9 protein-coding genes and 1 pseudogene are annotated in these 12306 nt (G+C 67.1%); 2 read left to right on the top strand and 8 right to left on the bottom strand.

Translation table 11 applies throughout. The features are described from left to right. The 8 genes from ACE3QW_RS22675 to ACE3QW_RS22640 form a co-directional block, all read right to left on the bottom strand. Positions 1 to 125: ArsA-related P-loop ATPase (locus ACE3QW_RS22675; protein WP_374250495.1), on the bottom strand; the 125-nt coding region annotated here is incomplete at its 3' end. A 466-nt stretch (positions 126 to 591) separates the two neighbouring features. Beyond that, positions 592 to 1842: a cysteine desulfurase gene (locus tag ACE3QW_RS22670; protein ID WP_374254185.1), complete on the bottom strand. Its 1251-nt coding sequence runs from the start codon at positions 1840 to 1842 to the stop codon at positions 592 to 594. Between the two features lie 3 nt (positions 1843 to 1845). Then, the gene (gene sufD, locus ACE3QW_RS22665) at positions 1846 to 3189 is read right to left on the bottom strand and encodes a Fe-S cluster assembly protein SufD (protein ID WP_374254183.1); all 1344 of its coding nucleotides are present in this window, start codon (positions 3187 to 3189) and stop codon (positions 1846 to 1848) included. Next, entirely contained in the window at positions 3189 to 3950 is a 762-nt protein-coding gene (gene sufC, locus ACE3QW_RS22660) for a Fe-S cluster assembly ATPase SufC (RefSeq protein WP_029555938.1), read from the bottom strand. The genes sufD and sufC overlap by 1 nt, the downstream gene beginning before the upstream one ends. Before the next feature lie 63 nt (positions 3951 to 4013). Continuing rightward, complete coding sequence (gene sufB, locus ACE3QW_RS22655) at positions 4014 to 5498, bottom strand: Fe-S cluster assembly protein SufB (protein ID WP_024281077.1); 1485 nt, start codon at positions 5496 to 5498, stop codon at positions 4014 to 4016. Positions 5499 to 5672: 174 nt separating this feature from the next. After that, positions 5673 to 5867 carry a 4Fe-4S binding protein gene (locus ACE3QW_RS22650; RefSeq protein ID WP_029555939.1) on the bottom strand — a complete coding sequence of 65 codons (195 nt, stop codon included), beginning with the start codon at positions 5865 to 5867 and terminating at the stop codon, positions 5673 to 5675. Positions 5868 to 6155: 288 nt separating this feature from the next. After that, the gene (gene nifA, locus ACE3QW_RS22645) at positions 6156 to 7934 is read right to left on the bottom strand and encodes a nif-specific transcriptional activator NifA (protein WP_029555940.1); all 1779 of its coding nucleotides are present in this window, start codon (positions 7932 to 7934) and stop codon (positions 6156 to 6158) included. A 344-nt stretch (positions 7935 to 8278) separates the two neighbouring features. Continuing rightward, the gene (locus ACE3QW_RS22640) at positions 8279 to 10618 is read right to left on the bottom strand and encodes a putative bifunctional diguanylate cyclase/phosphodiesterase (RefSeq protein WP_374254180.1); all 2340 of its coding nucleotides are present in this window, start codon (positions 10616 to 10618) and stop codon (positions 8279 to 8281) included. Between the two features lie 340 nt (positions 10619 to 10958). Here ACE3QW_RS22640 and coaBC point away from each other — a divergent pair, with 340 nt between their 5' ends. After that, positions 10959 to 12176, top strand: a complete 1218-nt coding sequence (coaBC, locus tag ACE3QW_RS22635; RefSeq protein ID WP_374254178.1) for a bifunctional phosphopantothenoylcysteine decarboxylase/phosphopantothenate--cysteine ligase CoaBC — start codon at positions 10959 to 10961, stop codon at positions 12174 to 12176. Then, positions 12173 to 12306: pseudogene (locus tag ACE3QW_RS22630) on the top strand (dUTP diphosphatase); the annotation flags it as partial. The gene coaBC and the pseudogene ACE3QW_RS22630, both read left to right, overlap by 4 nt.

Raw genomic sequence — 12306 nt, 5'->3', positions numbered from 1 at the left:
GGGTCGCAGCCCACGATGAGGATGCGCTGACCAAGCTCGGTCAGGGCCGCAAGCGTGTTCTGGGACGTGGTGGACTTGCCGATGCCACCCTTGCCGTAAAACGCGATCTGTCGCAGCGAAGCCATCTTGCTCTCCTTCGAAACCTTCAAACGAGGATTCGGTGGTCTCCGGACCGCTGCGGGGCACGCAGACGGACCCGGGGACGTTGCACTCCGGCGCGGATGCGGACGGGGCCCTTCCGGAGCCCACCAGCCAGCAGCCTGGCGCCTGACAGAGGAGTAGCAACGAGTGTGCCAGCGATTTTTCGGATTTTTTATCGCATAAAATCAATATGTTGCGGCGTTCCGACGGGCATGTTCAGAACCCGACACACCCGTTTTGGCGGCCGACATGCCAGTTTAGGGCTGTTTGAAACAGGACACTGCGAGCCCCGCCCATACACCCTGTCGAAAGCCGACAATCGCCGTTCCGGGCCGCGTGTCGCATTTTCGACCTTGCCCCTCGACGGGGGCCGCCCAACGCAAAACGGGCCGGCAAAGCCGACCCGTTTCTGTCCATAAAACAGAGGCCCCGCGCCCGTGGGCGCCGGCGTCAGCCGATCAGCTCCTGCGCCTTGCTCAGCGCCGCGACGAAGCGGTCCACTTCCTCGCGGGTGTTGTAGAGGCCGAACGAGGCGCGGCAGGTGGCCGCGACGCCGAACCGCTCCAGCAGCGGCATGGCGCAATGGGTGCCCGCACGCACCGCGATGCCGTCATTGTCGATCAGCGTCGCAAAGTCGTGGGCATGGGCACCGGCGATCTCGAACGAGATGATGGCGCCCTTCTCCTTGGCGGTGCCGATGATGCGCACCGAGTTCAGCTCGCCCAGCCGCTCCTGCGCATAGCGGCACAGCTCGTTCTCGTGGGCACGGATGCGCGCCTTGCCGATGGACTGGATGTAGTCCAGCGCGGCCCCGAGCCCCGCGGCCTGCACGATGGCCGGCGTGCCCGCCTCGAACCGGTGGGGCGGATCGCCATAGGTGACTGAATCCTGCCGCACCACACGGATCATCTCGCCGCCGCCGTTGAAAGGCGGCATGGCCTCGAGATGCTCATACTTGCCGTAGAGCGCGCCGATGCCCGTGGGGCCATAGAGCTTGTGGCCGGTGATGATGTAGAAATCGCAGTCGATGTCCTGCACGTCCACATCGAGATGGACCGCGCCCTGGGAGCCGTCCACCAGCACGGGGATGCCGCGCGCATGGGCGATCTTCACCACCTCCTTCACCGGGACGGTGGTACCCAGCACGTTGGACATCTGGGTGATGGCCACCAGCTTCGTGCGGTCCGTGAGCAGCTTCTCGAATTCGTCGAGGAGGAAGTTGCCCTCGTCGTCCACCGGCGCCCACTTCAGCACCGCGCCCTGGTTCTCACGCAGGAAGTGCCACGGCACGATGTTGGCGTGGTGCTCCATGATGGAGAGCACGATCTCGTCGCCCGCCTTGATCCGCATCTTGCCGAAGGTGGCGGCGACAAGGTTGATCGCCTCCGTGGCGCTGCGGGTGAAGATGATCTCTTCCGGCCGCGCCGCATTGAGGAAGCGCTGCACCGCATGGCGGCCGCCCTCATAGGCCTCGGTCGCCGCATTGGCGAGATAGTGCAGGCCGCGATGCACGTTGGCATATTCGGAGGTGTAGACCTGCTGGATGCGGTCGAGCACCGCCTTCGGCTTCTGGGCCGAGGCGCCGTTGTCGAGATAGACCAGCGGCTTGCCGTTGACCTTGAGGTCGAGGATCGGAAAATCCTCGCGCACGCGCATCACATCGTAGGAACCGTTCGAGACCGCGGGGTGAAGAGCGGTCATGGTTCACTCCCGTCCCAGCAGCCAGGCGCGCGTCGCCTCGGCGAGGGCGGTGCGGATGCCCTCCTCGCCGATGGCGTCGATCACCTCGCCGACGAAGGCCTGGATGAGCAGCGCCTCGGCCTCCTTGGCGGGAATGCCGCGGGCCATCAGGTAGAATTTGATCTGCTGGTCGAGCGTGCCGGTCGTGCAGCCGTGGCCGCACTGCACGTCGTCGGCGAAGATCTCCAGCTCCGGCTTGTTGCAGGATTCCGCCGTCTCGGTCAGCAGCAGCGCGCGGCTGAGCATGCGGGCGTCGGTCTTCTGCGCCGCCTGGCGCACGGCGATCTTGCCCTGGAAGATATCCTGCGAGGCGCCGTCCAGCACCGCGCGAAAGGACTCCCGGCTCTCACCGGCCGGCGCCGCGTGATCGACGGAGAGCATGGTGTCGGCGTGCTGCTTGCCCGCGAGCAGGCTCACGCCGCCCATATGGGCCTTCACATTCTCGCCCGCGAGATGCAGCAGAAGCTGGTTGCGCACCACGGCGCCGCCGGTGGTGAAGAAGGTGTTGGAGAAGCTGGCATCGGCCGCCACCTTCGCCAGCATGGTGGCGAGATGCACAGCGTCGCTGCCTTCGGTCGTCACCTTGACGCGCTCGAAGGTCGCGCCCGCGCCCACCACCAGCTCCAGCGCGGTATTGACCTGATAGGCGATGCCCGCAGGCCCTTCGTGGCTCTCGACGAGGGAAAGGCGGGCGCCATCTTCCACCACCACCAGCGAGCGGGTGAAGGCGGCGACCGGGGTCTCGGCCGTGGTCACAAACACCAGCTCCACCGGCCGCGTGACAGCTGCGCCGGCGGCCACATGCACCACCACGCCGTCGCCCATGAGCGCCGTGTTGAGGGCGAGCACGGCATCCGACGAGGCGACCGTGCGGCCGAGGTAGCTCGCCGGAAGGCCGGCGGGTTCAGCCAGCGCATCCGCCATGGAGGCGATGGTGAGGCCGGGCTCCAGATCCGCGAGGTCCGACAGCTCGGGCACGAAGGTGCCGTTCACCACCACGAGGCGGCGGAAGCCGAGCGTCGAGAACAGGCTGCCGGCGGCCACGGCCTTCGCCTTGGCATCCGCATCCGGCAGCGGCGCGAGGGGCTTGGCGTCGCGCATCAGGGCGCGCAGGTCGGTGTATTTCCAGCTTTCCACTCGACGGTGCGGCAGGCCCGCATCGGCGAAGGTGTCGAAGGCCGCGGTGCGCTGGGCCGCCACGTCGGGGCCGCCCGGCAGGCTGGCGCGGACGGCGGCGAAGGTCTCGGCCAGCGCCAGTTCGGCGCCGGTCTTCATGGGGCGGACGAGTGCCGGAGCTGGCGCGGCCATCACGCGGCCTCGCTCTGGTACTGGGCGTAGCCGGTGGCCTCAAGCTCCAGCGCCAGCTCCTTGCCGCCGGTGTGGACGATGCGGCCGGCGTTGAACACATGCACCACGTCCGGCACGATGTAATCGAGCAGGCGCTGGTAGTGGGTGATCACCAGCATGGAGCGCTCGGGCGAGCGCAGGGCGTTGACGCCGTTGGAGACCACCTTGAGCGCGTCGATGTCGAGGCCGGAATCCGCCTCGTCCAGCACGCAGAAATAGGGCTCCAGCAGCATCATCTGCAGGGTTTCGTTGCGCTTCTTCTCGCCGCCGGAGAAGCCCACATTCACCGGGCGCTTGAGCATGTCGGCGTCGATGCCGAGCGTCTTGCCCAGCTCGCGCACCTTGCGCACCAGCTCGGGGGAGGTCAGCTCCACCTCGCCGCGCTTCTTGCGCTGGCTGTTCACCGCCGTGTGCAGGAACGCCATGTTGGAGACGCCGGGGATTTCCAGCGGATACTGGAAGCAGAGGAACAGGCCCTGCGCCGCGCGCTCGTCAGGCGACAGATCGAGCAGGTTCACGCCCCGGAAGATGACCTCGCCGCCGGTGATCTCGTAGCCCGGCTTGCCGGAGAGGACATAGGAGAGGGTGGACTTGCCGGCGCCGTTCGGCCCCATGATGGCGTGCACCTCACCGGGATTGATGGTGAGGTTCATCCCGTTGATGATCTTGCGCCCCCCAGCGATCTCGGCATGGAGGTCCTTGATTTCGAGAAGGGGAGCCATGGTGAAGATCCTCTGGTTATTGTTGCCCGGCGACGCGACCTGAACGATGGGACGGAAGGCGCGTCAGCCGACGCTGCCTTCCAGGCTGATGGAAATGAGCTTCTGCGCCTCGACGGCGAACTCCATGGGAAGCTGCTGGAGCACATCCCGGACGAAGCCGTTCACCACGAGCGCGACGGCATCCTCCTGGGAGAGGCCGCGCTGCATGCAGTAGAACAGCATGTCTTCCGAGATCTTCGAGGTGGTGGCCTCGTGCTCGAACTGCGCCGTGGGGTTCTTGGCCTCGATATACGGCACGGTGTGCGCGCCGCAGAGGTCACCGATGAGGAGCGAGTCGCAATTGGTGAAGTTGCGGGCCCCGGCCGCCTTGCGGTGGGCCGAGACGAGGCCGCGATAGGTGTTGTTGGACTTGCCGGCCGAGATGCCCTTGGAAATGATCCGGCTCGTGGTGTTCTTGCCGAGATGGATCATCTTGGTGCCGGAATCCACCTGCTGGCGGCCGTTGGAAATGGCGATGGAATAGAACTCGCCGGAAGAGCCCTCGCCGCGCAGCACGCAGCTCGGATACTTCCAGGTGATGGCCGAGCCGGTCTCCACCTGCGTCCAGGAAATCTTGGAATTCTTACCGCGGCAGTCGCCGCGCTTGGTCACGAAATTGTAGATGCCGCCCTTGCCCTCGGCATCGCCGGGGTACCAGTTCTGGACGGTGGAATACTTGATCTCGGCATCATCGAGGGCGACAAGCTCCACCACGGCGGCGTGCAGCTGGTTCTCGTCGCGCATGGGCGCGGTGCAGCCTTCGAGATAAGAGACGTAGGAGCCCTTGTCGGCGATGATGAGGGTGCGCTCGAACTGGCCCGTATTCTTCTCGTTGATACGGAAGTAGGTGCTCAGCTCCATCGGGCAGCGCACGCCCGGCGGAATGTAGACGAACGAGCCGTCCGAGAACACCGCCTGGTTCAGCGTCGCATAGTAATTGTCGGTCGCCGGCACCACGCTGCCCAGATACTGCTTCACCAGATCGGGATGCTCGCGCAGGGCCTCAGAGATGGGCATGAAGATCACGCCCGCGGCCTTCAGCTCCTCCTTGAAGGTGGTGGCCACGGAGACGCTGTCGAACACCGCGTCCACGGCGATCTTCGGCCGCTCGCCCTCGGGGATTTCGACGCCGGCGAGAATCACCTGCTCGCGCAGCGGAATTCCGAGCTTTTCATAAGTCTTCAGGATTTCCGGATCGACCTCGTCGAGGGACTTCGGCGCCTTGAATTTCTTCGGCTGCGAATAATAGTAGAGGTCCTGGAAATCGATCTGCGGGTAGCTGACGCGCGCCCACTCCGGCTCCTGCATGGTGAGCCAGCGGGCGTAGGCGTCGAGGCGCCACTGCAGCATCCACTCCGGCTCTTCCTTCTTGGCCGAGATGAAGCGGATCACCTCTTCGGAAAGGCCCTTCGGCGCCTTCTCGGATTCGATGTTGGTCTCGAATCCGTATTTGTACTGGTCGACGTCGATGGAGCGAACCTGTTCGACTGTGTCCTGTACGGCCGCCATCTGGTCCTCCGTTCAACTGTCAGGCTGCGGCGCCGGGCACCGCGCGCAGGGGGTGAGGAGCGGAGCCCGGACGGCTCCGATCTCGTATTCGGTGGAGGGAATGCCCGCCGGGACCAGCAGGGATGGGTCCGTGCGGAACCGATCGGGCCGGCATCCCCGCCGCAGCGCCGGGGATCATGCCGGGACGCAGGTATTCTCCACCGGGCAGACCACGGCGCATTGGGGCTTGTCGAAATGCCCCTCGCACTCCGTGCACTTCTTGGGGTCGATCACATACATGTCCCGCTTGAGGCTGATGGCAGCATTCGGGCACTCGAACTCACAGGCACCGCAGACGGTGCACTGGGACGCGACGATCTTGTAGGCCATGGGCTAGCTCCGCACTGTGCAGATTGGCAGGCGCAACCCCTCTTTCAAGCAACGTGCCATCGGGCAACACTTTGATTTTTAATTGTTATTCTTCTGGGCCGGAGTCTCGGAGCGCTGTCGTTCACCCGACAAGGTGTCGCAAGTGCGACAGCGCGCGCGTCCTGTGTCCGGGGTGCCGGGCCTGATCGCCGGCCGCGTCCAGCCGGCACGAAAAAGCCCTCCCCGCCGGGCGGAGAGGGCTTTGTCGGTGCAGGTGCTGCCGGGGCCGAGACCCGCGGCTGGGACCAATCAGAAGCGCTTGATCTCGATGTCGTGCTTCTTGAGGGCGTAGCCGATCTGGCGCGGCGTGAGGCCGAGCAGGCGCGCGGCCTTGGCCTGAACCCAGCCGGCCCGCTCCATCGCATCCACCAGCCGTTCGCGCTCGGACAATTCCTCGTCCGCGTCGGCCGCCCGCACCGGCATGGCCGGCGCGGACACGGGAACCGGCACGGTCAGCGGTGGCAGGCGCGGCACCGTGTTGGAATTAGCCGCCTCGCTGCTGATGGCGGAAAGCGGCGGCATCACCGGGAGGGGGATTTCCATGGGGCGGCGCGTCTGCGGCGCGTCCGCCGGGCTGCGCCACAGGAGCGCCGACAGGCATTCGTTGTGACGACAGGCGAAGTCGTCGCCGACAATGTTGCCGCCCTGCGCCAGGGTGGCGGTCCGCTGCACGCAATTCTCCAGCTCGCGCACATTGCCCGGGAAGCCGCAGCCCATCAGCACGTCCATGGCGTCCTGATTGAAGTGCAGGTCGCGGCCGTTCTCGCGGTTGAAGCGGTCGAGGAATTCGTTGGCCAGGAGCGGGATGTCGCCGCGCCGGTCGCGCAGGGAGGGCACGATCACCGGGATGACGCTGATGCGGTAATAGAGGTCGGCGCGGAACTCGTTCTTGGCCACCGCCTCCTCGAGGTTCCGGTTGGTGGCGGCGACGACGCGCACGTTCACCTTGAGGGTGTGGCTGCCGCCGACCCGCTCGAATTCCTGCTCCTGCAGCACGCGCAGCAGCTTGGCCTGGAAGGCGGGGGAAATCTCGCCGATCTCGTCGAGGAAGAGCGTACCCTTGTCGGCAAGCTCGAAGCGGCCCTTGCGCGCGCCGACGGCGCCGGTGAAGGCCCCCTTCTCATGGCCGAACAGCTCGGATTCCAGAACGGATTCGGGCAGCGCGGCGCAGTTGAGCTTGATGAACGGCCCCTTGGCGCGGGGCGAGAGCTCGTGGATGGCTTTCGCGATCAGTTCCTTGCCGGTGCCCGATTCACCGCGCAGCAGCACGGGCGAATGGGACTTGGCGACGATCATGATCTTGTCGAGCAGCCCGCGGATCTCGCGGCTGTCGCCGATGATGCCGTCCACATAGACGCGCTTGCGCTCGCGGCCGACGGTGGACGGCTTCAGCTCCAACAATTCCTTCTGCAGGCGGCCACTTTCCGCCATCAGCCGCTCGCGATCACGCGAGACGACGCGATGGAGCTGGACCGTCTGGCCGATGAGGTTCGCCACCATGGTGAGGAAGCGCACATCCGAATCGAGCCGGAACACGGAGCGGCCGTCCCACACGCGGTCGATGGTCAGCGTGCCGATGACCCGGGACGCGACGCGGATCGGCACGCCGATGAAGGACACGCGCGTGTCCTCGCTGGCGCCGAGCGCCTGCGCATCGGCCTCGCTGAAGGCGGGGTGGGAGGCGACGTTCTCGGCGATCAGCGGCACGGCGGTGGCGATCACCTGTCCGATGGCCTTCTCCGGCAGGCGCGCGCGGTAGCGCGCATCGGTGCCTTCGTTCCAGCCGCCGCCGACGGTGATGTCGGGAATGCCGTCATCTTCCAGCAGCGAAATGACGCCATGACGCATCTGCATGAAGGACGACAGAAGATTAACCACGCTCGACAGCGTGGTTTCGAGGCGATTCGGGGCCGTCAGAATCTTCGAGATCTCGTAGATCCCGGTCAGAGCCACGTCGCTCAGTGAAACGAGGGGCACATGATGTCGAGGCTGCTCGCGCTCGATTTGCAACGCTTCCTGCTGAACCATGGTGCTCTCTCCATCACCCCAGGCACCGTCCCCACCCATTTTTGTCTGATTAGCGACACTTTGATTTAGTTTCATTCGCATGTCGTGCCCAAGGTGAGGGCAAGATTTGATGCTTGTTTGAGCACGGCCACGTCAATTGTCGCGTTTGCTGCGACAACTTGGCCATTTGCGGCGGCCATCGGGCGCCTGCTTGTCAGAGAAGGGACGAATTGGCCGTCTCGCCGGCAAAAAGATTTCGCGCTGCGAAATCACCGGCCCTCTACTTGCCGCAACTTTCCTCACAATGCCTTTCGCAGTGCAGCGTAAAGGACAGGGGTCCGGCGTCCCCTTCAGTCACCCCACGCTCAGCGCGCCTCGAACAAGGCGAGGCGGGCGGCGGCCGTGTCCGGACGCTCGGCCCGCAGGAGAGCGGTCATCTCGGGCGCAGCGAGCGGGCGGAAGAACAGGAAGCCCTGCGCCAGCTCGCACCCGTTGTCGCGCAGGAACCGGGCCTGTCCCGCCGTCTCTAGCCCCTCGGCCACCACCCGCATGCCGAGCTTGCGGCCAAGCTCGATCACCGCGCAGACGATGGCGGTGTCGAAGGCATCGCGTTCGATGTCCTTCACGAAGCTCTGGTCGATCTTGATGGTATCGATGGGCAATTGCTTGAGGTGGATGAGGCCGGCGTAGCCGGTGCCGAAATCGTCGAGGGCCACGCGCACGCCCGCGCGGTTCAGCTCGTCGAGGATCGGCGCCACATGGTCGGAGCTGCGCCCGAGGAAGACGGTCTCGGTGATCTCCACGTCGAAATGGGACGGTTCCACGCCCGCGGCGTGGAATTGGCGCAGCAGGGTGGGCGCGAGGTCGCGGTTGGTGAACTGGGCGGGCGCGAGGTTGATGGCGACGCGGCCGCAATCGTAGCCGAGCTCGATCCAGCTGCGCACGTCGCTCGCCACCCGGCGCACCATGCGCTCGCCGATCAGCACCGCGAGTTCCGGGTCGGAGAGCGCGGCCTCGAAGGCGGAGGGCGAGAGGATGCTGTGCGGAGAGCGCCGCCAGCGCACCAGCGCCTCAACCCCGGCGAGGCGCCCCGTGATGAGCGACACCTTGGGCTGGTAGTAAGGCACGATCTCGTCATCGGCGAGGGCGCCGATCATGGCCCGGTTCAGCGCCACCCGCTCCAGCACCGCCTGTCGCATGGCCGGCGCGTAGACGACCACGCGGTTGCGGCCCTGCTGCTTGGCGGCATAGAGGGCGAGGTCGGCGTCCTTCATCAGCTCGCCATAGGTGCAATCGTGCTCGGGACAGGCCGCGATGCCGACGCTCGCGCGCGTCGTGAAGTGCCGGCCCGCATGCAGCAGCGGCCGGCGCAGCTCGGAGAGGAGACTCTGGGCGAGGCGCCGGCCGAGCCCCACCGGGTCCGGCCCCTCGACGGCGCAGACGAATTCGTCGCCGCCGAGCCGGGCGATCAGGGCCGGCTGGTCGACGAGGGCGTCGAGCCGGTGCGCCGTCTCCATCAGCACCGCGTCGCCGGCATCGTGGCCCAGGGTGTCGTTGACGTCCTTGAGCCCGTCGAGATCCATCAGCAGCACGCAGATGCCCTGCCCGGGCTTGCGCCGGGCGAGCGCGGCCTCGAGCCCCTCGTGGAAGGCGGCCCGGTTGGGCAGGCCGGTGAGGGCGTCGTGGCTCGCCGCATAGCGCGCCTGCCGCTCGGCGGCGCGGCGGTCGGTGACGTCCACCAGGGCCGCGACGAGATTGGACGAGGGGCCGGAGGGCGTCACCGCGGCCGCCAGCACCACCTGTCGCTCCTCGCCATCGGCGAGCGTCACCGTGGTTTCGAACTCGGTGGCGATGCCGTCGCGGCGCAGGCGGTCGCGAAGCGACTGGGCATCCTTGCCGCCGAGCGCCGCGTCCCACAGGCCGCCGGCATCGGGCAGGTCGAAGGTCCCGCCGTAGAAGCGCCGCGCGGCCTCGTTGGACTTGATGTACCGGCCGTCCTCCAGCCGCGCCACCACCAGGGGAATGGGCACGGCCTCGAAGGTGTTCTCCAGGATGTCCTCGCTGGCGCGCAGCTTCTCGTTCGCCTCCCGCTCCGCCCGGACCACCGACCAGAAACGCCGCTCCGTACGGTTGGCTCGGCCGGCGACGAGCGCCAGCATGGTGTTGAGCACGGCGACGGCGAGGGCGAGGCCCACCGCCATTTGCCAGCCCGTCGAACGGTCGAGATAGCCGAACAGCAACAGGGCGCTCGCCCCGAAGCCGCTGGAGACAAGCCAGCCGAACGGCAGGGGAACGGCCAGATAGAAGACCGTCGGCAGCAGCATCACCACGAACAGGGCGAGGTCGCTGTGCGAACTCACCAGCACCGCGATGGCCGCCGATATGCCCCAGAGCCAGACGAGGTAGATGGCGGTCATCCGTCCCGGCGTGGTCGCGACCTGAACCGCCACCAGGCAGAGCAGCGACAGCGCGACGACCACGAAGCGCGCACTCACCGCCACCACGAAATGCCCCGTCCCGGCGAATCGCCAGTCGCTCAGCAGGAACAAAGCGTTGAGAATCACAGAGGCGGCGAACAGGAAACGCCCGTGGCGCCGGGCCTCTTCCAGACAGGCGGCACGAAACTGCTGCTCCGTGGCCGGATCGACGAACTCGCCGCCAAACGCGCTGAGACGAGCGTCCCCAACGCCTCCAGCCCCGTCCAAGTTCCCGACCTGCCCCGTGATACCTCTCATGTGACAGATTCTAATGGTCAATTCCGCCCTGCGCCAGCACGCGAGGCGCGCGGGCGGCGGGTAATCGTACCGCCGGTAACGATTTTCTTCGCGCGTTTCTTTACGTTGCCACGGCTCGACAGGTCGGAGACGCCGGGAATGTAATTTCGGGTAGCGATACACCCCGCAACTACTCTGGGCTGCACGGATCAGAATTCGCACCGGGATGCCTCCGCGGGCTCCCGCTCGGGAGCAGGGCGCGTTGCATGGCGACCATTGCGTGCTGTACTGCGGCAGGACGACGCCGGGAGCGACGCCAAGGGAGCCGCCGATGCTGAAGGACAAGCGCATCCTCCTCCTCATCGGGGGTGGCATTGCCGCGTACAAGTGCCTCGAGCTGGCGCGCCGCCTGAAGGAGCGCGGCGCCACGGTCCGCGCCATCATGACCGAGGCGGCCGGGCGATTCGTGACGCCGCTGTCGGTGGGCGCGATCACCGGCGAGCGGGTGTTCACCGACCTGTTCGATCTGACGGCCGAGCACGACATCGGCCATATCCGGCTGTCACGGGAGGCGGACCTCCTCGTGGTGGCGCCGGCCACCGCCGATCTTCTGGCCCGCATGGCGCACGGCCTCGGCGACGACCTCGCCACCACCTGCCTGCTCGCCACCGACAAGCCGGTGCTCGTCGCCCCTGCCATGAACCCGCGCATGTGGGCGCATCCCGCCACCCGCCGCAACGTCGCCCAGCTCAAGGCGGACGGGGTTTCGGTGGTCGGCCCCAATTCGGGCGCCATGGCCGAACGCGGTGAGTTCGGCGAGGGCCGCATGGCGGAGCCCATGGAGATCCTCGCCGCCATCGAGGCCCATTTCGACGGCGGTGCGTCGCAACTGCTCGCCGGCCGCCGCGTCCTCGTCACCTCCGGCCCGACCCACGAGCCCATCGACCCGGTGCGCTACATCGCCAATCGCTCCTCCGGCAAGCAGGGCCATGCCATCGCCGCCGCCGCGCGCGCCGCCGGCGCCGAGGTGGTGCTGGTCTCCGGCCCGGCCGAGGCGGCGGACCCCGCGGGCGTGCGGGTGATCCACGTGGAGAGCGCCCGCGACATGCTGGCCGCCGTGGAGGAGAACCTGCCGGTGGACGCCGCCGTCTTCGCCGCGGCGGTTGCCGACTGGCGGGTGGCGGACGCGTCGGAGCAGAAGATCAAGAAGGACGGCGGTGGCGCCCCCACCCTGACGCTGGTGGAAAATCCCGACATCCTCGCCTCGGTCTCGCGCCACCACACCCTGCGCCCGCGCCTGGTGGTCGGCTTCGCGGCGGAGACCGAGCAGGTGGTGGCCCATGCGCGCGACAAGCGCCTGCGCAAGGGCTGCGACTGGATCGTCGCCAATGACGTGTCCCCCGCCACCGGCATCATGGGCGGAGACAGCAACACCGTGCACCTCGTCACCGCCGCCGGCGTGGAGGATTGGCCCTCGGCCACCAAGGCGGAGGTTGCCCGCCACCTCGTCGCCCGCATCGCCGCCGAACTCTCGGGAACCCATCCGTGACATCGCCTTCCGTGAAGATCCAGCGCCTGCCCCACGCCGCCGGCCTGCCCCTGCCCGCCTATGCGACCCCCGGCGCCGCCGGCATGGACCTCGCCTGCGCGCTCCCGGCCGATGCGCCGCTGCTGCTGGC

It is taken from the genome of Xanthobacter sp., from assembly GCF_041911315.1.
Taxonomy (GTDB): domain Bacteria; phylum Pseudomonadota; class Alphaproteobacteria; order Rhizobiales; family Xanthobacteraceae; genus Xanthobacter; species Xanthobacter aminoxidans.
This window is presented reverse-complemented; position numbering and strand designations above follow the sequence as displayed.